The sequence below is a fragment of the Mesorhizobium sp. A623 genome (assembly GCF_054489405.1).
In genome coordinates this window covers 1-21,588 of record NZ_JBTMXB010000028.1, presented here as the reverse complement: position 1 = coordinate 21,588, position 21,588 = coordinate 1, and the positions used below count along the sequence as shown (strand labels likewise).

Sequence of the window (21,588 nt, the reverse complement as noted above, 5' to 3'; positions counted from 1 at the left end):
CAGGGATGGCGTCATCCCTGTTTTTTTCCTCCTCCAAAGGTAACTGTACGGGATGATCGTGCACCGGGAACAGAACGATGCCTATTCGACTTGTGTGTAGCAACGGCGAGAATGAAGCGGCAGATGGTGTCGCGGATCTCATTGCAACACATCACGAGAAAGTTGCCATGGTCGAACGCCTCGGCAAGCGGCTGATGGCTGCTGAAGGAATGGACACCACCGTGATCGGTCGGCGGCTGGATGCAGTGATGGCGGAAGAGAGCGCCTCGCGTCGACGGGTCGCGGCCACGCCCGTAAGCAATGTCGCGGAAATCAAAATGAAGGCCGCGTACTTCCAGAGGCTTATGGATCACGGTTGGTGCGAGGTCGATGCCGATGATCTGCACGAGCTGCTGCGATCTTTCACGCGGCTGCAAGCTTAGGAAATAAGCGACGAAAGCCATGCTGCCACGGCGTTCCAGGCGGCATAGATTCCTGCCGGCACCAAAATGATTGCGATGAACGCGATGGCACCGCCAATTGCGCCATCGGTGCGCCCTTCCACCTGATAGTAATATTTGTGCGCTTCGTCGTCGTAATTCATTGTTTTGTCTCCGACGCTTGCTTCAGTAGCAGCTGAACGGGGTGCTGAAACATTGTACTCCATAAGCCTGTTCGTTTCAACTTAGCGTTGATCTCCGCAACGAGGTAGCTGCTGTCGACGGCATCGCCTTTTGCTGTCGTCGCGGCAAAAGCATACCCTGTCGATATGAGCGCGGTGCCGACATCGATTGTCTCGCCATCCATCTGTCCGCCGCACACCACAAAAATAGCCTTGTCCAGCGCGTAGCCGATTGGCTGGCATGTGACGGCTGCGCTGTCGACCAGTGCGGCGAGATGCGCCAGCGAGGCATTGCCGCAGTCTATCTTCCTGCCATCGGGCTCTTCGGCAATCGTGCCGCGAAGGCATGATTGGACACCGTAGAGGCGGAAAACTCGACCTCCGTCACGCCAGGTATCGCCAGTGAGCAACTGGATCGACTTTGACACCGTGAACGGAATTGGTGCTGCAGGTGCACTGCCATCCTGCGCCTTCGCCGGCGCAGCCACGAACAAATAAGCGAGTAGTGTGAGGCTAGTTAGCTTCATTCTGGAACTGCTTGCCAAGGTCCGCGGAATGATCGAGATCGGGGCGCAGGGATTTGCCGTCCTTGTTGCGGCCGATCGCTGCCATGTCGAAAAATACCATCTCGTCATCGTCATAGGCGACACTGTAAGGATCGTTTGCGTCGCCCGCACCGACGAGGGAAAAACAGGAGACGGCATCTGGCTCTCCCGTCTTGCTTTGCAACACCAGCGTCTTGCAGAGAACAACAAACGCACGGCTGTTGTAGATCGCGCCTTCATAATCCTGCGCTGCCTTTGTGCAGTCCCATTCCTCTGTCTTGTACGTGATCCTAGGCTTCGGGCAGGCCGCCAGGCCGCGCAGGCGATAGGTGACGCCATTGATAACGCGTTCAGTCGCCGACGGCACCTTGATTGGCAGAGCTAAAGCCGTAACGTCGCGCTGGTAGAGAGCGCCCTTGGCATCATAGCGCTCGTAGACGAGGACCTTTTCGCCCGGCTTCGCGAACTTGAGCATGTAATCCTTGGACGGTTGCACGAAGGCATTCGGAGCGCCGGGGCCGTCGCCATAGGCAATGGTGCTACTGAGCAGCAAGGCCATGAGTAAGGCTGTCTGTTTCATCAGAAATCTATCCTCGACCGCACGTATCGCATTGACACTTTACTAGGGCTGCGTGTAGCCATAGTAAAGTGTCATTTTTGGTTAGCGCGATGAATGCTCGAACCATCCTACTGTTTTCCCTTTGCGGCATGACAACGCCGGTGGGGGCGTACTGCCAGGATTTAGGATCAGAGCGCGTCGCAACCGCGTTTGCAACAACGGCAAACGCCCGCGTCCCTGCTGAGTTCGGGGAACGTAGCGTTTGCGAAACTGGTGATCGTGGGCAAATCACCAGCCTCGTGCGTTCAATCGCACAAGACGAAGGGTTCGACGCCGATCTGGCCGAAGCGTTAGCATGGGCCGAAAGCGATCTCGGCGCCACCCAAGGTCCATCGAAAGCTGGCGCCTTGGGAATTATGCAACTGATGCCCGGGACGGCCGCTGATCTCGGCGTAAACGACCGTTGCGATGCAGCGGCGAACGTCCGAGCGGGAATCCGCTATCTCAAGTCACTCTATGACGAGTTTCAGGATCCGTTGCTGATGCTGGCGGCATACAATGCCGGGCTCAACAAGGTTTACGAGGCGCAAGGCATTCCGGTGAATCCGGAGACGGCAGAATACGTCGTGAAAATCCTGAACCGCTGGAAGTTCGGCAGCCTCAAAAAGCCTGCACCGAGCAAATCCGAAATAGTCGCAACGGCTTTGCCCGCAAACGCCGACGCCTGGCAGGACGGCCATGTCATCGATTTTGGTAACTGAAAGGAGCGAAGGGTGAATTATAGGAACGCAGGCAAATTCGCCTTGAAACTGACCTTGGCTTCGGCGGTTGGAATGGCGCTTACGCCGGTGAGCGCCTATGCGCAGTCGGCCGCGCCCATCGAAGGCGTACTGGAATGGTTCGTCGGCGTGCTGCAAGGGAGCATAGCGAGATCATTCGCCATTATTGCGGTTTGTTTCCTCGGCTTCATGGCGATGACAGGACGGCTCGCGTGGATGATGGCATTTTCAATCATCATCGGCATCGCTCTGATCTTCGGAGCCGCGCAGCTTGTGGATTCGGTACGTGCGACTGCAGGAGGCGCATGAGGACATGGATGATGAAGAAGTCTATGTCGAGCCAGTCAGCCTACCTCTGACGCGCCCTCCAATGAAATGGGGCGTTCGATATGAAGTTTTTGCGCTGAACGGCATCCTGGCTGTGATCGGCTTTATCGCGACAAGCAGCTTCGTCCTCGGGCTTGGCATGTTCGGCGTCATACATCTTGTCAGCGCGTATCTGTGCCAGCGCGATCCGTACATGTTTCATATTTTCGAGCGGCGCGTGTCCAAACGCGGAGCTGTGGCAAACCTCGCCTTCTGGGGCGCGAGGAGCTATTCGCCATGAGTGTCGCCGCCGACCTGAAATTTGGACGTGAACGCCGCCGCGAGAAGCCCGCGGCGATGCACGTCCCCTACCTTCGCCATGTCGATGACAATTTGATTGTGACGAAGAGCGGTTTTCTGGTCGGCTTCATTCAGCTCAGCGGCCTGCCGTTCCAGACGATGGATCAGGCGGAGTTGAACAGCCGCATGTTTAACCGCAACACGACGTTCCGTAATCTTTCGACCTCTCGCTTCGCGGTTTACACAACGATCATTCGTCGACACGCCGCGCCGGAAATCGAAGGCGACTTCGACAATCCTTTCGTGGCGGAATTGGACGCCCGCTACATGGATGAGCTTCGGGCTAAAAACCTGTTCGTCAATGAGGGATATCTGACGGTCATACGCCGGCCGATGGTCGGCCATGTCGGCTGGGTGGACAAGGCGCTCAATGCGTTCCGGATTAGTACGGCAGGCGAAGAAACCCGCGATGAGGCGATGGCGGAATTGCATGATGTCCTCGACGGCATTTTCAAGGACTTTGCGGCGTACGGCGCGCGTCTTCTCGGTGTCGTGAAACGCCGTAACAGCTTCTTTTCCGAGCCGGCGGAGTTTCTGGCAAAGATTCTCGCGGGCGGCATCGATGTGGAAATGCCCTTGCCGCGTATGAGCCTGGCCGACGTGCTGGCGACGCGGCAACTGTTTTTCGGAAAGTCCGCCCTGGAAATTCGTGGATCCGATGCAGGCAAGCTCGGCGCCATGGTGTCGATCAAGGAATATCCGCCCTTCACCGCTCCGGGGTCACTGGATGGTCTTTTGCGCCTGCCGCATGAATTTGTCCTGACGCAGAGCTTTGCGATCGAGGACCGCGTGACAGCGATGCGTAGAATCAACACCATCGCCAACCAGGTCGAGGGATCCGACGACGCGGGCACCACAGTCGAGGATTCCGTCCATGACGGCGCCGACAAGCTGGCCGGCGGAGAAGTCGTCTTCGGACAGCACCACATGAGCGTCATGGCGCTAGCACCGGATATGGCTGGACTCAACCGTGCGCTCTCCGACATCACCGCGGAGCTGTCACGCATGTCGATCGTGCCAGTGCGCGAGACACTCAACACCGAATTGGCCTTCTGGGCCCAGTTGCCGGGAAACTTCAGCTATATCGCGCGCCGTGCACTGATTTCGTCGCTCAACTTCGCGGGTCTGTTTTCAGGACATAATTTCCCATCTGGCCAACGCGAAGGGCTGCACTGGAAACGGCCCATCGCCTTGCTCGAAACGACCAGCCAGACGGCCTACCATTTCAATTTTCACGTACACGACGTCGGACACTTCACGGTGTTCGGCCCCACCGGCTCGGGCAAGACGGTGGTCCTGTCATTCCTGATGGCGCAGTCCATGCGCATCGTGCCCCGCCCACGGTGCGTTTACTTCGACTACATGCGGGGCGCCGAAATCTTCATCCGCGCGCTCGGCGGCCGCTACGAGATCATGGAACCCTCTCAACCGACAGGGTTCGCGCCGCTTCAGCTCGAAGATACGGCGGAAAACCGAGCGTTCCTGGAAGATTTACTCATCTACATTCTCACGCCTGATGGCGGCACACTTGAGGTGGCGGAGATGCGCGTCGTCAACGCCGCCGTCGACATGATCTACAAGATCCCGCGCGAACAGCGAACCTTCGATCTCCTGCCGGAAGTACTTCGAGGATCGCTCATGCCCGGCATGAACGACCTCGCCGCACGCATTCAGCCTTGGCTCGACCCGAAGGACAAGGGCTGGCTTTTCAACAACCGTACCGATCTCGTCGATTTCTCGAAGTCGGTCGTCGGCTTCGACATGACCAAGATCCTGGGTGACAAGAAGCTGCGGTCGGCGGCCTTGCTTTACATCTTCCACCGCCTTGAGGAAGTCATCGACGGCACGCCGATCATGCTCTTCCTCGATGAAGGCTGGAAGCTGCTGGATGACGAGGTTTTCTCCGCCTTCATCAACGAGACCTTGAAAACCATTCGGCGTCGCAACGGCGTGGTCGGCTTCGGCACGCAGACGGCGGAGGACGTCGTCAATTCCTCCATCTCGTCGTCTTTGATCGAGCAGACCAAGACCAACATTTTCTTCCCCAACCCCAAGGCGAGCAAGGAATCCTACATGGAGCGCTTCTCGCTCACCGCAAAGGAATTCGAGTTCGTGCGCCGAACAGCGAAGGAAACGCGCACCTTCCTTGTCAAGCACGACAGCGACTCGATCGTCGCCAAGCTCGATCTATCGGCCATGCCCGACCTCATCAAGGTCCTGTCCTCGAACGAAACCAACAGCAAGGAATGCGCGCGGCTTCGGGAAACCTTCGGCGACGAGCCTGAGGCGTGGCTACCATATTTCTGCGGATGGGAGAGCGAGCATGAAGAGGCGGCTTAGCAGCACTTTTCTCGCCGCAGCCATCGCGACAGCGGGCGGTATCACTGCTTCTGTCGCGCAAATCGCAGTCATCGATGACGCTAATCTCGACAAGCGGCACGAGGACGAGCACCACAGCAAAAAGTCGGACGCGGCGAAGAAGGACGAAACCGACAAGAAGAAGAGCGTCGTCTGCACCTATTCGAGCAAATACCGCTCACAGATGTTTCGGCGATCGCCGGCGGATGCGTTGCAGCGGGACGCGGGCAACGTGAAACTGATCCGCTACTACGCGCAGAAATATGGCGTGCCTGAGGGCCTGGCGCTCTCCGCAGCGTATCAGGAATCACGGTTTGACACCTGCGCCGGAAGCCACACGGGCGTCAAAGGCGTCATGCAACTGACAAAAGGCACGGGCAAGTCCATGGGACTCGACCGCGACGTGAACGAGCAGAATGTCGAGGGAGGCGTCAAATATCTTGGCATGGGCGTGAAGCAATGCGGGGCGACGAATTATTCCTGTCTCGCTTCCTTCTACAATGGATCGAACGCTGCCGAACAAAGCCAATGGGCCGGCGGCGTCGGTCGCTGGAACGGCTACTTCAACGAATATGTGTCAAGCGGCAAGGCGCCGGCTGCAGCGCCGCCGCCATTCTCTATCGTTACCGCTGACGGTGCCGGCGGTATTGCCCAGGGTGGAGCCATGGCCGCCGTCAGAAAGGCAGCTGGCGGCCTCGATGCAAGCTCATCCCAGATCGGTGCCAATAGCTCGGCAATCGACGCGCTCATGGGCGCCGTCGGTCAGGCGACGGAATACAAAGACGCCTGGGAGCTGAATTCATCCGCTCGGGGCGTCTACGCCGGTGTCACCAACCAATATATTGCTCAGTCCGGCGATTTCACGGCGTTGCTGGCACAATTTCTGTCGATGCAGAACGTCCAGAAATCGCAGGCTGCCAGGCTGGTGGAAAGCCCCAAGAACGGCGCTCCAAACCCGTTTTCCTGCGATCCTGCCGAACTGGAGCGACTCAAGATCGATCGTAATCGTTGGTTACCGTGCGCGCTCGACAACGCGCGGTCACGCACGGCTGACGGGCGAACGGTCAATATTACCGCTGATCCAGCTGGCGCTTCCAGCGTGATCGATGCTCTGCAGCAATAGGAGGCTGAGATGAAGAAATTTGCGATTGCCGCCGGTCTGGCCCTCTGGTCGAGCGCCGCTCTTGCACAGATCGCTGTCATTGATGGAGCCAATCTCGATATTGCCCGCAAAAACGCGGAAAATACCAACTCCATCATGGATTCCAACAAAGACATTCTGAAAAAGAGCGAGGAGATCCTGCAGGCCCTCAGTGGCAGTCGCGACGGTTCCCTGGGCATTGGAGAAACCGGTCTCGGCGGTAACATGTCGATCGCGCAGGCGCCGTCGTTCGGCTCGATCCTCAATGGCGGTGCATTGTCGTTCGGCGGCCTGCCCCCCGAAATCCAGAAAATCGCCGGCGCTGTCATCAACGGGCTCCAGCTGGTGAAACAACTCCAGCAACTTGCGGGCAAGGAGACGAGCGCCGTCAATACGGCATATGGCGGGAGCGTCAATGTCGCTTCCCTCCTCAGCGCGTTGACCTCGCAAGCGTCGCAGGGCGTCTCGCAACGCGAACAATCCTTGCAATCGGCCAGCGGTCAGATCGGACAGTCCGATGACGTCAAGGGGTCAGTGGACCAGAACACGCGGATGCAATTGGAAGGCGCGCGGGCGGTCAATGAGCTGATCGGCGTCCAGAACGGTGCGGTCGCTGCTTTGAATGAGCAATTGAAGACCGATCTTCTACGCCAAAGCCAGGTGCAGAAGATGATGACGCCGCGCAAGGTCAATCCGTTCACGGATTTTGGCAAGAGCGGAGGCTAGCGGTTGTCAGGGCTGGTCTTGCGCATGGGCGTTGTCATCGTGGTTGTCCTGGCCCTTTCCAGCTGCGCCAGCCGGGAGCTGAAAGCGCCGTGCGGCCCGTTGGCGTATACCGACGAAGATGGATGCGGACCGCTGAAGCCTGTCAATTCAACGCCATTTGTCACCGTGCTTGAAGGCCATCCATGAACGGGCTCGCTGAAAGCATTCTCGGTGGTATCGACAACATCGGTGAGGATTTCGTTCGCAACGTCTACATGCAGCTTGGCAACGCCATGGGGAACGTCTTCACGCTCATGCTCACCCTCTACATAATTTGGTGGGGCTATTCGATCATGAGCGGGCGGGAGTCGATTTCGCCTATCGAAGCAGCTTACCGCCTCGGCCGCGTGGTCATCATCTATCTGTTGCTCAACAGGTGGGGAACATTTTCCGCGACGATCTATCAGCTTGTGCAAAGCATTCCGGACGAAGTCGGCAAGGTGATCGTCGGCGCTGTGTCGCGGGCGACGGGGGAACAGTTGAGCGACCAGGCGGCGATCCCGGCGCTTATCGACAACCTGTATCAAGGCGCGCAGGACGTGGCCAACCAGGTTTATAGCGGCTCCTTCTACGACATCTTCGGCGCACTCTTGTCACTGCTCGTTCTACTTTCGGCCATCCTTTTCGCAGCACTTGCTATCGCTGCGATCATCGCGGCCAAAGTGATGTTGTTCATTACGCTCGCCCTGGCGCCGATATGGATCATTCTTTGGCTTTACCGCTGGTCATCACGCATGAGCGAAGGGTTCATCTCGCTCACCACCTTTCTGATGATCCAGCAGGTTTTGATCTACGGCTTCCTCGGCTTCTACTTCTCGCTGGTCAACGCTGCGCTGAACACCGCCACGTCCGGCGGAGCGACCATGGACAGCAAAATGTCGCTGGTGCTGCCGCTCGTGCTGGTGACGATCATCGGGATCTACGTCCTCATGCAGATACCGTCGATTGCTTCAATCCTAAACGGCGGCGGCTATTTGAGCACTGTCGGAGCATACAACCCGTATAGGAATTTCGGCAGGAACGCCGCCCGCTACTCGGGTACGCGATGGGCCGCAAATCGAGCCATCCGGGGAGCTCGGCAATTTGCCGGAAATCAATTTCGACGCGTGCGCAACGCTCGGATGGACGACGCGACCCGGTCGTCCATCCAGCAAGCCGCGCGCGAGAATTCGCGGCCACTGGCCTAGAAACTGACGCAACATAGTCGATCGCTCCGTGGAAATGAGGCAACAATAAAGTGTCAAATCCAGCGGAGCCGACGACGGAAGACAGTGGTGGGGCTGTAGAGCAGCGCTATTATAAAGCAGGTGCTACCTGGGAAGACGACACGCACCGGTCAATGCGTCGTTCACGCACATTGGCATGGATCGTCAGCGGTATCTCGGGCCTGGTCGCTGTACTGTCTCTGGTAGCACTGGTCTTGATCCTGCCGCTTCGCCAGTTTGAGCCATATGTTGTCGAGGTCGACAAATCGACGGGGTATCTCGAGATTGCCCGCGCTTTGAAGCCGGGAGACTTATCGCAGAACGAGGCCGTCACTGCAGCGAACCTGGTGCGCTACATTCGTGCACGTGAAACCTATGATGCTCGCGAGTTGAAGCAGAATTACGATCTTGCACAGCTCTACTCAACCAGTGTGGCGTCGAAGGATTTGACCTGGCTTTTCACGCCGTCAAACCCGCAATCGCTCGACAAGATTTATGACCGCAACGTCACCGTGTCGGTCGAGATCAAATCCGTATCCCTGCTCAATCGCAACACCGCCTCGGTGCGTTTCGCCACGGCGACGCGGCGGGACAATTCATCCACGATCGACAATTGGGTAGCGGTAATAAAATTTCGCTACACCACGACGCCGCTCAAGAACGAATGGCGTTTTGACAACCCCTTGGGGTTTCAGGTCACGGATTATCGCCGTGATCAGGAGTCGGCGCCGACCGCAGGGAACCTGCAATGAGCCGATGTCTTGGTCTCACCCTGTCGCTCGCTCTGTTCTTCGGCGCAGCATATGGCGCGTCTGCACGCGATGCACGCATTCGATATGTCACCTTCAACAATGACGATGTGACGACTGTGAGCGCGGCTCTGGGTATTTCGACGATGATCGAACTCAGTCCAACCGAGATTATCGAGACCGTCTCGGCCGGCGACACAAAAGGCTGGTCGATTGTCCCGAAGCGCGGATCGCAGTTCCTTTTTGTCAAACCGCTGGAACGCGATGCGTGGACCAATGTCAATGTCGTCACCAACCGACGTGTCTATTCGTTGCTCCTCAAGGCAACAAACAGCGACAGCGATCGAGCGTCTTTCCAGGCGCGGTTCAAATACCCTGACGAGGACGTTAATGCGCGCCTGCTTTCCCAAGCCAGAGAGAGTGCGGCCGATCCGGATTTGAAGGACCTGAGCTATGCGGACCTCAACTACGACTACGCCTACAAGGGCGACGACAGTCTGAAGCCTCGCACGATCTTCGATGATGGCACGAAAGTGTTCCTTGAGTTCAAGGGCGACATTCCCGCGATCTTCGTCGTCGACAACAAGCGCCATGAGTCGCTGGTGAACGTTCGCACCCAAGGCAAATACACCATCATCGACAAGGTCGCGCGGCAATTCACGCTGCGTGCCGATGGGAAAACGCTTTGCCTCTACAACCGGGCGCGCCCCGATGCCATCGACCCGGTCGAGCAGGTCTACGGCCCGGCGAAATTGCAAAGGAGTTCCACACTGTTCGGACCGAGCGGAGGGCGGTGATGAGCCCGATAGATTATAACCAGCTAGATGGCAGCCCGACCGTCGCGAGGCGCGGCGCCGGTACCAGTATGAAGATTGGTTTGGCCGGGCTCGGTGTGGTTCTCGTGGGCGCTCTGATATGGCTGAACTGGCCTCGCGAGCCGGTTTCGCGCGATCTTGGCAGCGAGGGCGAGGAAAGCTTCAATCCGCCAGAATTTCGGTCGCCCGCGCTGAGCGAACAGCCGCAGCCCGCCGATGGCACGATCGATCAGATCGTGGTGCCGCCGCCGACAGAAGACCAGAACAGCGTGCAACAGTCCGACAATGTCGATCAGACGGTGCGGGAAGGCGTCGACCTTGATGCGCAGCGGCGGGCTCTGGAGGCGCAAATGGCGGCCGAGGAAGCTCGTCGCAAGGCGCAAGAGGACGAAGCCCGCCGCAAGGTCGAAGCTGATGAAGACGCACGCCGCCAGGCCGAAGCCGCCGAGCACGAAAAAGCGGTGTGGGAACGCCTGAGATCGAACCAGATGGTGACGAATGATGAAACCGGCTCGACGGATGCAGGCGCGCCGCCGGGACAGGTCGAGATTGCAGCCGACGGCCAGATTGTTCCGATGCCAGGCGCCGACAGCGACCCCAACAAGGCATTTCTGGCACAATCTGAGGCAAGCTCGACCGTTATGGCCAAGGCCAGGATTTTCCGGCGCACCGATGCGCTGATACCGGAAGGCGCGGTCATTCGCGGATATCTGGAAACCGCGATCAACACGGACCTCCCGGGCGCCGTTCGTGCTGTCGTGCGTGAGGATGTCTTTTCACTCGATGGAAGGAGGATCCTCATTCCGAAAGGTTCGCGCCTGACCGGTGAATACCGATCAGGACTCGCGCGCGGCCAGAAGCGCGTTTTCATCGTGTGGAACAGGGTCATTCGCTCGGACGGCATTTCTGTCGATATCAAGTCACCTGGAGCGGATGCGCTCGGCCGCGGCGGCATGGGCGGCCGTGTCGATACGCACTGGCTTGAACGCTACGGCAATGCCATCATGCTTTCCATTGTCGGGGGCGTGTCCGAATATCTATCGTCGCTCGCTGACAGTGGCCAGGATGCGCAACAGCGCCAGGTGACGACGATCGACCCCGTGACCGGCCAGTCGACGACCGTGACCTATGGCGGCGGGTATGGCTCGCAGCGCGATGCGCGCAGCATTGCCTTCGACAAATCTTCGAGTGCCCTGCAACAGCTCGCGCAGGAAGCGTTTCGCGACACGCAAAACATCGGCCCCACGGTCTACGTCGACCAAGGCACGTCCGTTGTCGTTCTGGTGCGGCGCGATCTGGATTTCTCCGATTTGTATGCCGATCCAGTGCAGCAGGAACTCGCACGGCTAAGAGCTGGCGGCAGGCCGAAAACGGCAATCGATCCGACACCGCTCTTCTGGACACCCAAGGATCATTATTATCCCGGCTACGGAAGCCCGGTGAAATGAACGCCGTGCACCCCCTCCCCGATCCCTGGGCAAGAGCACCGGTTCTACGTGCCCATCTGGAACCGATATGGGCGAATTTACACGAAGAGGGGGTGTCGGAAATCGCCATCAACAGACCGGGAGAGCTGTTCATCGAGCGGCTGGGCGTGACAGAAATGGAGCGCGTCGTAAAGCGCGAGATCACTCCCGGCTGGATTCGCACGATTGCGACCGGCGTGGCTTCGGCAACAAATCAGGTCATCAACGAAGAAAGGCCGGTGCTATCCGCCGCCCTGCCCTCCGGCGAGCGCATCCAATGCATATTGCCGCCTGCGGCGCCCGATGGTGGAGCGATCTCGATCCGCAAGCAGGTCATCATGGATATGTCACTTGATGACTACAGAAATCTCGGCGCCTTCGAGAATACGGCAATGGGTAGCGGCCTTGCGCTATCGTCCGAGGAAAAGCGACTTGTCGAGATGTTACACGACACATCGCCCATGGAGTTCTTACAGTACGCCGTTCGCAGCCGTGTCTCGATCGTCGTCTCGGGCGGGACGTCGACCGGAAAGACGACGTTCCTGAACGCGCTGCTGAAGGAGATTCCCGCTCATGAACGCATCATCACGATCGAGGACACGCGCGAACTGAAGCCGCCTGCGCCGAACAGTGTCACCCTGATTTCCTCGAAAGGCGATCAGGGTCTCGCCAAGGTCTCGGCGCAGCAACTGCTCGAGGCCTCCCTTCGCATGCGGCCGGACCGTCTGCTGTTGGGCGAGTTGCGCGGTGCGGAAACCTTCGCATTCCTCCAGGCCATCAATACCGGCCATCCGGGTTCGTTGACCACAGTTCATGCCAATTCCGCTCGGTCTGCTTACGAGCGTTTGGCGCTGATGGTTATGCAGGGTAGCTCGGCCCTCTCGCGAACCGAGATCCTCGACTATCTGCGCGAGGTCATTCCGGTCGTCGTGCAAATGGTGCGCAGCGAGGGCGGCCGGCGCGGCATCAGCGAGATCAGGTTCACCAAGGCGGAGACGATCTAGCGGGAGCGTCCATGAAGAGAATTGCAGAAACAATCTTTATGGCGCTCATGGCGGTGGCCCTGGGCGTCTTGTTTTTCACGGTCGCCTACGCGGCAACGGATTGGTACAGGACCGGCTCCCATATCCTCTTTGACCAGCTCAACACCAATCCGCTGCCGGTAGTTCAATGGGCCTGGGCGGATGTCCAAGCGAGAGATTACGACCGGGTGCAATACGCCGTTGCGGCGGGCGCGGTGGGGTTTTTCCTGCCGCTCGTCAGCGCATTCCTCATGCATCCGAGGAAGCGCAACGATTCCCGCTTCATGACTATGAGCGACGCAGCAAAAACGGGGCTCACCAAGACCGGTGGTATTTTCATCGGCCGCGCAGGTGGCAAGCTCGCCGACATCTTTTCCCCGCACCGCGATCAACGCACTGGCAAGATCCGTTTGACGCGCCCCAAATTGATCGGGGGGAAAAAGCTATGGATTGATGGTGATGACGTCGGCGGCTTCGTCATCGGCCCGCCACGTTCCGGCAAGGGTGCATCCCTTATCATCCCGAACGCTTTGGCTTGGCCACACTCGCTGGTCGTTCTCGATCTGCGCGGTGAGACTTATGAAGCGACGGCCGGCTACCGTTCCACCATGAGCCGCGTCGTGCGTTTCGCGCCGGCCGACCCGGACGGAAAGACCGCATGCTACAATCCGATGGACTTCATCTCGCTGGACTCGGCGCAGCGTGACATCGATCTTCGCAATATCGCCGCGGCGCTGTTTCCGCGGCCGCCTTCCAACGCGGACCCCTATTGGGTCAACGACGCCCGCCTTCTGTTCACCGGTATAGCATCCTATGTCGTGGAATCGCCGGCAATCCCGAACGAGAAGAAGACCTTCGCGACAATCCTCGAGATCATGAATGGTGCGGAGCAACCGCTTTTGGAATTCATCGGCTCGCTGCGCGAGGAGCGCCGACGGGAATGCTCGCAATTCACGCTGCAAAGCTTGCTGCCCTATTTCGAGATGTCTGAACGGCAGTTCTCCGGCATCTACGCCGGCGTGCGCACCGGCATGGCGCCGTTCCTCAACGAACGCATCATGCGGGCCACGTCGCGCAGCACCTTCGACATTCGCAAGCTCAAGCGGGAGCGGGTTTCGCTCTATCTGGACGTTCGGCGCGAGCAGATCACGTCGCTTGGTCCGCTGTTCAATGTCCTGATCACGCAAATGATGAACTTCATGTCCGAAAACCTGCCCCGTCCAGACGAACATCAGGTGCTTGTGCTGCTCGATGAATTCCAGAACCTTGGCAAGCTGGAGAAGGTGACCGAAATGGCGAGCGTGCTGGGCGGCAACGGCGTCCCGATGTGGTTTTTCGTGCAATCGCTCAAGGCGGTGGATGAAGTTTATCGCGAGGAAGGGCGCAAGACGCTCATCAACGCCGCCCGTGTCCAGATATTTTTCGGCGCGCAGGACGCCGATGACCTGCGCTATGTTTCGGAGCAGCTGGGCGAAACTTCGGACGTGCAAAAGGACGAGACCCGCACCAAGGCGACGCTGTTCGACACCTATTACACGCGCTCGGTCCATCGTAAGGAAGTGCGCCGGCCGCTCATGCGGCCAGATGAAATCCGCACGCTCGACAAGAACAAGGTCATCATACTGCCGCGCGGTCAACTGCCGATCCTCGGCACGCGTAATTTCTATTTCGCCGACCGCCAGCTCGCCAAACGTGCATTCATGCCCCTGCCGTCCTCTATCGACGGTTCACGAACGAAAGCCGCTCCAGGCGATTCACCTGCAGTAGTCCCATCACCTCCGCTCCCCACGATTGTGCCGACAGCGCCGGCGTATCGCTCAGGCCTGCTACAAACGCGCCTGCAGCGCGGCGCTACCTTCGCCGCAAAAGCCGGCCGTACAGCTCCTCCGCCACCGCGCCGGCGGGTGATTGGGAAAGAGCCGTCGAGAGCCGCAGTCGATCCAGCTCTGTCCAGCCCTCCTGCTGTAGATTTCTCGGCACTAGCCGCGAGAGCGGCAACGACAAGCATAGCGCCAGACAAAGAGGCGGCAGTTGCGGCGATCCTCGGTAAGGTGCTGTCTCTTCGATCCTACGCAACCGACACGGAGGCGTTTGACCGAAACTTTAGCGTCGTCGAAGACATCTTGCCTGAAGCGCTCGACGGATAACTTGGCGTAATGACATTGACATTACGTGATGCTGTGCTAGATCATGCCCATAGGAGATCCCGGCTATGGCCACATTGAGCACCGCACCCAACAAACGCGAAACGCTGAACATCCGTATCAAGCCCGAAGAACGGAGCCTGATCGACCGTGCCGCCAAGGCGCGAGGGAAAAATCGCACCGATTTCGTCCTCGAAGCCGCTCGCATGGCCGCCGAGGAAGCCTTGCTTGACCAAGCTATCATTGCAGCCAGCCCGGAAGCCTACGCCGCATTCCTGGCGCGGCTGGATATGCCCCCTGAACCCAACGAACGCTTGCGCAAGACCATGCAGACGCCCGCCCCATGGGAGAAAGCATGACGGTTGCGGCGCCCGAACCTCTGGCGGCGCATCACGACGTTCAATTGTTCGTATCCGGCGTTGAAAGCCTAGATCAATGGCTAAAGCACCGCGCCCTGAAAAATCAGACAACGGGGGCGTCCCGCACCTTTGTCGCATGTGATGATCGTCGCGTGCTGGCGTATTACGCCTTGTCGTCGAGCGCCGTCACCGTCGATGCCGCGGTGGGTCGTTTTCGTCGCAACATGCCGGATCCGATTCCGGTGGTCGTTCTCGGCCGCCTCGCCGTGGATCATTCACTGCAAGGCAAAGGCGTCGGTCGTGCCCTGGTGAGGGATGCGACCCTGCGTGTCATCCAAGCGGCAGACACCATCGGGATCAGAGGGATGATCGTGCATGCCCTTTCGGCAGAAGCGAAGGCATTCTACGAGCGAATCGGCTTCGAGCCGTCACCGCTCGATCCAATGACACTGATGGTCACGCTCGCCGACCTAAAAGCGAGCCTGTGATCAGGCTTCAGCCTAAAGAGCCCGCCAAACATTAGCAGATGACAAATTACCGGAATTGGGTGGACAGCAGAACGGCGGCTCCCAGATTCGCGATCAAGAAAGCGGACGCATCGAAAGATGGCAGCGCATGCGCGCTGGGAGCCACCTAGCCCGCCAGTGCCAGCTTCCCGTATCGGCTAATCTCCTTTTCGATTTCAGAGATCAGACCTTCCAGGGCAGGATTCCTAGTCTTCTTGGCTCGACGTATGACGTAGGCGAGCGAAGGCGGCGCAGGCAATTGAGTGTCGATGATTTCCATCTCTGGCCGCATGTGGCGCTCACTCAGTAGAGCGACACCGAGTCCCGCTTCCACTGCGGCAACGATGCCTGCGGCGCTGGAGCATTCGAACACGGTTTCCAGGTCCGCACCTCCATCCTGACCGATGTCAATCGCCCAGCGTCGGTAGAAGCAGTCATCGTCGAAGGAGAGGAACGGGATCGCCGCGTCAGGCGCTAACGACAGCTCGCGGGATTTGACCCAATGAAGGTTCTCGCGAAACAGCACCACGTCGGTCGGTCGGACCTCATGGGCGAAAACCTGCACGATGGCCACATCCAACTCGCCGCGCTCCAGCATCGACCGCAGCACCAGGCTCATGCGGACCTTCGTTCTCACCGCTACCTGCGGGTGCAGGCGTCGGAAACGCCCGAGGATGCGCGACAGGTCCGAGCATGTCGTGTCCTCCGTGAAGCCCAGCAGGATTCGGCCTGCCAAGTCCGACTTCGCGAGGCTGACCAGCGCCTCGTCGTGCAGGCCCAGGATCTTCGCGGCGTACTCAAGAAGACCATCGCCTTCGGGGGTGAACATGCCGCCGCCGGGCCGCCTGTCCAGCAACTCGCAGCCCAGGCTGGTTTCCATGCGCTTTATCTTGTGACTCACGGCGGATTGCGTAAGCCCGAGCGCCTCGGCAGCCCGGGTGACACCCCCGTGGAGCCTGATCGCCCGAAGCGCGCGTAGCGCATCAATGTCCAGCCGCCTGGTGTTGATCTCGTTCATCCTTAGCCTCGATGTGGCCGCATACGAAAACTGCATGCTCCACGAGTATTGCCTTTGCAAGGAATGATTACCATTAGACCATGTTTGTCATCACGTGATCGAAATTTGTCATGTGCGTGATCCTCGGGGAATGAGTAACTCGGGATAATATCCATGTAGGCATCCTATGACCGCTCTTTCCCTATCTCCGGCGGCCGCGCCCCGGTCCCGCTTCCTCTGGCCAGTGATGGCGGCGCTGCTCGTGATCGGCTGGAGTTCGGGTTTCGTTGGCATCCGCTACGCCAACGAGCAGGCTAGCGTGGCCGTCCTGCTGTTCTGGCGCACGCTGCTGTCAGGAGTCATCCTCCTTCCGTTCGCCCTGGCTTTCGGGCCGAGGATGCGCCTGCGCGCCGTGATGTCTCAGATCGGGTTCGGCGTTATGGCCGTATTCATCTACCTGGGAGGCTTCGCGCTTGCGATTGAGCAGCGCGTTCCGACCGGGCTGGTCGCGCTGATCTCCGATCTTGTGCCGCTGGCGATGGCGGCTATGGCCCAACCCCTATTGGGCGAGCGGCTCACTGGACGCCAATGGCTAGGCACCGCTATCGCAGTCACGGGAGTGCTGATCGTTTCCTTCGACACCCTGAGCTTCGGAACCGCCCCCTTGTGGGCCTACGGGCTGACCATTGGCTCGATGATGGTGTTCGCCTTGGCGTCGGTTCTTCGCAGGGGACGGGAGTCGCTGAACATGCCCGTTCACCAAAGCCTCTGCATCCACACGCTGACGGGCGCGGTTCTGTTCGGCATTTGCGGACTAGCTCAGGGCGGGCTGGAGCCGCCGATGACCCGCGATTTCGCGATCGGGATGGTCTGGCTCGTGCTGATCGGCACTTTCCTCGCCTATGCGGTCTACTACACCATGCTGCGCATGTTTCCAGTGGCGAAAGTCAGCGCGGCCATCTACCTGAGCCCGCCTGTGACCATGATCTGGGCCTGGATGCTGTTCTCGGAGCCGCTGACCGTTGCGATGTTCTTTGGGTTGGGGGTGACCCTCGTGGGGGTCTGGCTGACATCGCGCGACTGAGTTGTTTGTCATCCTGTCGGCTGGACCGATGTCCGCTCTCGGCGATAATGAAGTCAGGTGAAATGACTGAAATTGAGGTCGGTTGCTGCCGCTGCTGGCGATCTCGGCTTGAGAATGACGGCAACTGGGTGGAATCCAGCCTGACTGCTTCTAGCGAGCCAAGTTAGCTAAGCGGACGATCGATCAGCCGCTGCGCTTTATCGCTGCGCACCCCATCTCAGTCATTCCAGGATTAAAACGAAGCACTCAAATCGGCCGTTCGTCCATTCCGCTATTCGGCCGCTTGCCATTCCCAGGCAACGAGTATGAAGATATGACAATAAATCTGCTGGTTGCCGCGCACGACTGTCACCTCCTCTGCGCCTGATCGCGCACTTGCCACGAGCAGGCGGCATCATCGCTACCGTGTGGCAAAATCGGAGCCCGACTCCAAGTTCGGGCCCAAAAAGCGGCTATGCACGTCTCTTAGCGATTGACGTCGACGACCGTCCGCCCCCGTATCTTGCCGGAAAAGATGCTGCGCGCGACATCGGGCGCTTCTTCCAGGCCCACGGTCGTCACCATGGCGTCCAGCTTGCCAAGGTCGAGATCGCGCGCCAGCCGCGTCCATGCCTCGATCCGTTTCGCCTTGGGGGCGTTGACCGAGTCAATGCCGGCCAGTGTTACGCCGCGCAGGATGAAGGGCAAAACCGAGCCCGGCAGGTCCACGCCCTGCGCCAGCCCGCAACTGGCGACGAGGCCGCCATAGCGGATTTGCGCCAGCACATTGGCCAGCGTATGGCTGCCGACACTGTCGATCGCGCCGGCCCAACGCTCTTTCGCGATCGGGGCACCTTTTTCCGAAAGCGTGGCGCGATCGATGATCTCCGTCGCGCCCAACGCGGTCAGATATTCGGTCTCTTCCTGCCGGCCGGTGGACGCGATGACGCGGTAGCCAAGCTTCGCCAGCAAGGCGATCGCGACTGATCCAACCCCGCCATTAGCGCCCGTCACCAGCACGTCGCCCTTGTCTGGCGTCACGCCGCCATGTTCGAGCGCAACAACCGACAGCATCGCGGTATAGCCCGCCGTTCCGATGGCGGCTGCATGACGCGTATCGATACCAGCAGGCAGCTTGATGAGCCAGTCGGCCGGAACCCGTGCCTTCTGCGAAAAGCCGCCATCATGGGTCTGGCTGAGGCCCCAGCCATTCAGCACCACCTTGTCGCCGGCGACGAGCTCGGCACTGTCCGACGCCTCGACCGTGCCCGCCAGATCGATGCCGGGGATCAGCGGGAAACGCTGAATGACCGGCGATGCGTTGGTGATCGCCAGGCCGTCCTTGTAGTTGATAGTCGAGTAATCGACTCTGACGGTGACGTCTCCGACATCGAGGTCGCTGTCATCCAGCATCACGAGTTCGGTCGTGACGCCGGCATCGGTTTGGCTGGCACGGATGGCGCGAAACGACATGGCAATCTCCTGATAATTGGGAAGTGAGGATACGAGCGATAACACGTTCGCTCATTTCCGCCTCTTGCATATGATGTGCATTTAACTTACTTCAATGATTGAACTTAGTCGAGAGCCAGAATTATGAAGCTCAAATCCTTTGCGGGAACGCGCTGTTCGATCGCGGGAGCGCTCGAGCTAATCGGCGACAGATGGACGTTGCTGCTGATCCGCGACCTTTCGCTGGGGTTCGGGCGCTACGACGATCTGCGGGCCAATACGGGCATTCCTGCCGCGACCCTCGCCGCGCGTCTGAAACATCTCGTCGAGCATGGCATCGTCGAGCGCGTGCGCTATCAGGAGCGCCCGCCGCGCGACGAATATCGGCTGACGCCGAAGGGGCGCGACCTGTGGAAGGTCAGCACCGCCCTGCGCGAATGGGGCGATCGCTGGGATGCGACCGGCTTCGGCGCGCCGTCCATCGAAATGGTTGACCGGGAGACCGGACGCCCTTTGGCTCTCGCACTCGTCGATACTGAGACGGGCGTTGCCGTTCCTCGCGATCGCGCTCAACTCCGCCCCGGCCCGGGGGCTGACGCCAGCACATTTCGACCTCTCGATCAACACACAGGAGCAGACAGGTGACGCCACCGATCGAATTCTTCTACGACTTCCGCAGTTCTTACAGTTATCTTGCCTTCTCTCAGCTACGCGAGATGCACGTCGACCTCGTGCTGCGACCGATGAAGCTTCCCGAGCTCATGGAGAAGGTCGATAATGTGCCGACGACGCTTACCTGTGCAGCCAAGGGTCGATATGCGAACGTCGATCTGGCGCGCTGGGGTCATCGATACGGGATAACATTCAATCCGTCGGACATGCACGCAAACGATGGCGAAGCCTTGTCGCGAGCGGTTCTGGCGGCGAAATCAGCCGCCGATGCGGCCATGATCACGCTGGCGCTATATCGGGCGATCTGGAGTGAAGGCAAGACGCTTGCGACCCAGGATGACATCCTCGCCGTGATTGCGGCCGCCGGGGTCGACCCTGCTCCCATCGCCGCTCGGATTGATGCGCCGGAGATCTCCGCCCAACTCGACGCCAATACAGCCGAGGCCGCCGAGCGCGGTGTGTTCGGTTCACCCACAATCTTCGTCGGAGACGCAATGTTCTTCGGTAACGACCGTCTCGAATTCGTGCGCGAGGAACTCGTGCGCCTAAAGGAAACAGCATGACCAATCTCATAACTAAGCCACTCGCCCTTGTGACCGGAGTTGGTCCAGGCACCGGCGCTGCCATCGCACGTCGCTTTGCCGAAGCCGGCTATCGCGTGGCGATGCTGGCGCGCAATGCCGACCGACTGGCCGCGCTGGAAAAGAAAATACCGGATTCAATCGCAGTGCCGTGTGACGTGAGTGACCCCGCCGCGCTGGCGCAGGTGATTGCCGAGGTCGGCAATCCCAAGGTCGTCGTCCACAATGCCGTCGGCGGCACGTTCGGCACCTTTACCCAGGTCGAAGCGGAAACGCTCCAACGTAACTTCGAGATTAATACGATGGCGCTATTCCATCTCGCGCGGCTGACGACGCCAGCGATGATCGAGGCAGGAGAAGGCGCGCTGATCGTCACCGGCAACACCTCGGCACAGCGCGGTCTCGCCGCATTCGCCGGCTTTGCGCCCACAAAGGCAGCGCAGCGCATCCTTGCGGAATCGCTCGCACGCGATCTCGGGCCGAAGGGGATCCATGTCGCCTATCTCATCATCGACGCAGCGATCGACGTGCCGTGGCAACGCGAGCTTCAGCCAACCAAGCCGGACGATTTCTTCATCTCGCCTACCTCAATCGCGGCCGAAGTCCATCATCTTGCGCACCAACCGCGTGATGCCTGGTCGTTCCTCGCCGAGGTCCGCCCGTTCCACGAACCATGGTGAGCACGATGGCCGACAAGAACGAGGACGCTGTCCGACGGCCTTGAGCAGCTGCGCACGATGCTTGCGGGCGACTTGAAGGTGCCGATGGGTGAGAAACTCGGCTTCACCTTGGTGGAGGTAGAGCGCGGCCATGTGGTGTCGAGGGAAGGCTCGCAAGCAACTGCGCCATGATCGACCCAGTGAAAATTGATGGCTGGAAAAATATTAGGTTTGTAAAATCATTTTACAAACCCGTTGAACATTTGTGCGTTCTGTTCCCCTGCATTCAGCGACGTTTAACGCCACAGCATCATTGTCAAGGATGTTCATGCCGCGCGCACTTTCGGCGTTGGGACGAGCGGGTCGGGCAGCTTTCTTTCGTCGATCCAGGCCCGCGTCTCAGACAACAGTTCGTCGGACAGCGCCGGGTCATCCATCGATCGGGCGAGGATGAGCGCGCCGACCATCGCCGACCAACTGCCGA

General features: G+C 59.3%; 24 protein-coding genes and 1 pseudogene. 19 read left to right on the top strand and 6 right to left on the bottom strand.

Features of this window, described 5'->3' with window-relative positions:
- Positions 1-77: 77 nt before the first annotated feature.
- Entirely contained in the window at positions 78-422 is a 345-nt protein-coding gene (locus ACX3P1_RS21475) for a hypothetical protein (RefSeq protein ID WP_459081643.1), read from the top strand.
- On the opposite strand, the gene ACX3P1_RS21470 is transcribed toward ACX3P1_RS21475, so the two are convergent.
- Genes ACX3P1_RS21470 through ACX3P1_RS21460 form a run of 3 tightly spaced genes read right to left on the bottom strand, consistent with a single transcriptional unit; the run spans position 419 to position 1,726 of the window.
- Positions 419-583 carry a hypothetical protein gene (locus ACX3P1_RS21470; protein WP_459081642.1) on the bottom strand — a complete coding sequence of 55 codons (165 nt, stop codon included), beginning with the start codon at positions 581-583 and terminating at the stop codon, positions 419-421. The two genes, ACX3P1_RS21475 and ACX3P1_RS21470, sit on opposite strands and share 4 nt — an antisense overlap.
- On the bottom strand, positions 580-1,128 hold the full coding sequence (locus tag ACX3P1_RS21465; RefSeq protein WP_459081641.1) for a thermonuclease family protein: 549 nt from the start codon (positions 1,126-1,128) through the stop codon (positions 580-582). Before ACX3P1_RS21465 ends, ACX3P1_RS21470 begins: the two co-directional genes overlap by 4 nt.
- Complete coding sequence (locus ACX3P1_RS21460) at positions 1,115-1,726, bottom strand: hypothetical protein (RefSeq protein ID WP_459081640.1); 612 nt, start codon at positions 1,724-1,726, stop codon at positions 1,115-1,117. Before ACX3P1_RS21460 ends, ACX3P1_RS21465 begins: the two co-directional genes overlap by 14 nt.
- 89 nt (positions 1,727-1,815) lie before the next feature.
- Between ACX3P1_RS21460 and ACX3P1_RS21455 the strand changes: the two genes are divergently transcribed.
- The 14 genes from ACX3P1_RS21455 (at position 1,816) to ACX3P1_RS21390 (ending at position 15,662) form a co-directional block, all read left to right on the top strand.
- Entirely contained in the window at positions 1,816-2,466 is a 651-nt protein-coding gene (locus ACX3P1_RS21455) for a lytic transglycosylase domain-containing protein (RefSeq protein ID WP_459081639.1), read from the top strand.
- A 42-nt stretch (positions 2,467-2,508) separates the two neighbouring features.
- On the top strand, positions 2,509-2,793 hold the full coding sequence (locus ACX3P1_RS21450) for a TrbC/VirB2 family type IV secretion system protein (RefSeq protein ID WP_459081638.1): 285 nt from the start codon (positions 2,509-2,511) through the stop codon (positions 2,791-2,793).
- A 4-nt stretch (positions 2,794-2,797) separates the two neighbouring features.
- Positions 2,798-3,091 carry a VirB3 family type IV secretion system protein gene (locus ACX3P1_RS21445; protein WP_459081637.1) on the top strand — a complete coding sequence of 98 codons (294 nt, stop codon included), beginning with the start codon at positions 2,798-2,800 and terminating at the stop codon, positions 3,089-3,091.
- Positions 3,088-5,490: a VirB4 family type IV secretion/conjugal transfer ATPase gene (locus ACX3P1_RS21440; protein ID WP_459081636.1), complete on the top strand. Its 2,403-nt coding sequence runs from the start codon at positions 3,088-3,090 to the stop codon at positions 5,488-5,490. The genes ACX3P1_RS21445 and ACX3P1_RS21440 overlap by 4 nt, the downstream gene beginning before the upstream one ends.
- Positions 5,474-6,631 (top strand): transglycosylase SLT domain-containing protein, encoded by a 1,158-nt coding sequence (locus tag ACX3P1_RS21435; protein WP_459081635.1) that lies wholly within the window; start codon positions 5,474-5,476, stop codon positions 6,629-6,631. The genes ACX3P1_RS21440 and ACX3P1_RS21435 overlap by 17 nt, the downstream gene beginning before the upstream one ends.
- A 9-nt stretch (positions 6,632-6,640) precedes the next feature.
- Positions 6,641-7,375: a type IV secretion system protein gene (locus tag ACX3P1_RS21430; protein WP_459081634.1), complete on the top strand. Its 735-nt coding sequence runs from the start codon at positions 6,641-6,643 to the stop codon at positions 7,373-7,375.
- A gap of 254 nt (positions 7,376-7,629) precedes the next feature.
- Entirely contained in the window at positions 7,630-8,601 is a 972-nt protein-coding gene (locus ACX3P1_RS21425; protein WP_459081633.1) for a TrbL/VirB6 family protein, read from the top strand.
- Between the two features lie 50 nt (positions 8,602-8,651).
- On the top strand, positions 8,652-9,371 hold the full coding sequence (locus tag ACX3P1_RS21420) for a VirB8 family type IV secretion system protein (protein ID WP_459081632.1): 720 nt from the start codon (positions 8,652-8,654) through the stop codon (positions 9,369-9,371).
- Positions 9,368-10,165 carry a TrbG/VirB9 family P-type conjugative transfer protein gene (locus tag ACX3P1_RS21415; protein ID WP_459081631.1) on the top strand — a complete coding sequence of 266 codons (798 nt, stop codon included), beginning with the start codon at positions 9,368-9,370 and terminating at the stop codon, positions 10,163-10,165. The genes ACX3P1_RS21420 and ACX3P1_RS21415 overlap by 4 nt, the downstream gene beginning before the upstream one ends.
- Positions 10,165-11,631 carry a type IV secretion system protein VirB10 gene (gene virB10 / locus ACX3P1_RS21410; protein WP_459081630.1) on the top strand — a complete coding sequence of 489 codons (1,467 nt, stop codon included), beginning with the start codon at positions 10,165-10,167 and terminating at the stop codon, positions 11,629-11,631. Before ACX3P1_RS21415 ends, virB10 begins: the two co-directional genes overlap by 1 nt.
- Positions 11,628-12,653, top strand: a complete 1,026-nt coding sequence (gene virB11, locus ACX3P1_RS21405; protein WP_459081629.1) for a P-type DNA transfer ATPase VirB11 — start codon at positions 11,628-11,630, stop codon at positions 12,651-12,653. Before virB10 ends, virB11 begins: the two co-directional genes overlap by 4 nt.
- An 11-nt stretch (positions 12,654-12,664) precedes the next feature.
- Positions 12,665-14,818 (top strand): type IV secretory system conjugative DNA transfer family protein, encoded by a 2,154-nt coding sequence (locus tag ACX3P1_RS21400; RefSeq protein WP_459081628.1) that lies wholly within the window; start codon positions 12,665-12,667, stop codon positions 14,816-14,818.
- A gap of 65 nt (positions 14,819-14,883) precedes the next feature.
- Entirely contained in the window at positions 14,884-15,174 is a 291-nt protein-coding gene (locus tag ACX3P1_RS21395) for a type II toxin-antitoxin system TacA family antitoxin (protein ID WP_459081627.1), read from the top strand.
- A complete protein-coding gene (locus tag ACX3P1_RS21390) occupies positions 15,171-15,662 on the top strand; it encodes a GNAT family N-acetyltransferase (RefSeq protein ID WP_459081626.1) in 492 nt (163 codons plus the stop codon). Before ACX3P1_RS21395 ends, ACX3P1_RS21390 begins: the two co-directional genes overlap by 4 nt.
- Before the next feature lie 145 nt (positions 15,663-15,807).
- Here ACX3P1_RS21390 and ACX3P1_RS21385 read toward each other — a convergent pair whose 3' ends face one another.
- Positions 15,808-16,698, bottom strand: a complete 891-nt coding sequence (locus tag ACX3P1_RS21385) for a LysR family transcriptional regulator (RefSeq protein ID WP_459081625.1) — start codon at positions 16,696-16,698, stop codon at positions 15,808-15,810.
- Between the two features lie 166 nt (positions 16,699-16,864).
- Here ACX3P1_RS21385 and ACX3P1_RS21380 point away from each other — a divergent pair, with 166 nt between their 5' ends.
- On the top strand, positions 16,865-17,761 hold the full coding sequence (locus ACX3P1_RS21380; protein WP_459081624.1) for a DMT family transporter: 897 nt from the start codon (positions 16,865-16,867) through the stop codon (positions 17,759-17,761).
- 465 nt (positions 17,762-18,226) lie between these two features.
- On the opposite strand, the gene acuI is transcribed toward ACX3P1_RS21380, so the two are convergent.
- Positions 18,227-19,213, bottom strand: coding sequence for an acrylyl-CoA reductase (NADPH) (gene acuI / locus ACX3P1_RS21375; protein WP_459081623.1), 987 nt, complete (start codon positions 19,211-19,213; stop codon positions 18,227-18,229).
- Positions 19,214-19,336: 123 nt separating this feature from the next.
- Between acuI and ACX3P1_RS21370 the strand changes: the two genes are divergently transcribed.
- The 3 genes from ACX3P1_RS21370 to ACX3P1_RS21360 are packed head-to-tail and all read left to right on the top strand — an operon-like array spanning position 19,337 to position 21,125.
- Entirely contained in the window at positions 19,337-19,837 is a 501-nt protein-coding gene (locus ACX3P1_RS21370; RefSeq protein ID WP_415726361.1) for a winged helix-turn-helix transcriptional regulator, read from the top strand.
- Entirely contained in the window at positions 19,834-20,427 is a 594-nt protein-coding gene (locus ACX3P1_RS21365) for a DsbA family protein (protein WP_459081622.1), read from the top strand. Before ACX3P1_RS21370 ends, ACX3P1_RS21365 begins: the two co-directional genes overlap by 4 nt.
- Positions 20,424-21,125, top strand: coding sequence for an SDR family NAD(P)-dependent oxidoreductase (locus ACX3P1_RS21360; protein WP_459081621.1), 702 nt, complete (start codon positions 20,424-20,426; stop codon positions 21,123-21,125). The genes ACX3P1_RS21365 and ACX3P1_RS21360 overlap by 4 nt, the downstream gene beginning before the upstream one ends.
- A gap of 305 nt (positions 21,126-21,430) precedes the next feature.
- Here the strand turns inward: ACX3P1_RS21360 and ACX3P1_RS21355 are convergent.
- Positions 21,431-21,588 (bottom strand): annotated as a pseudogene (locus ACX3P1_RS21355) (TetR/AcrR family transcriptional regulator); the annotation flags it as partial.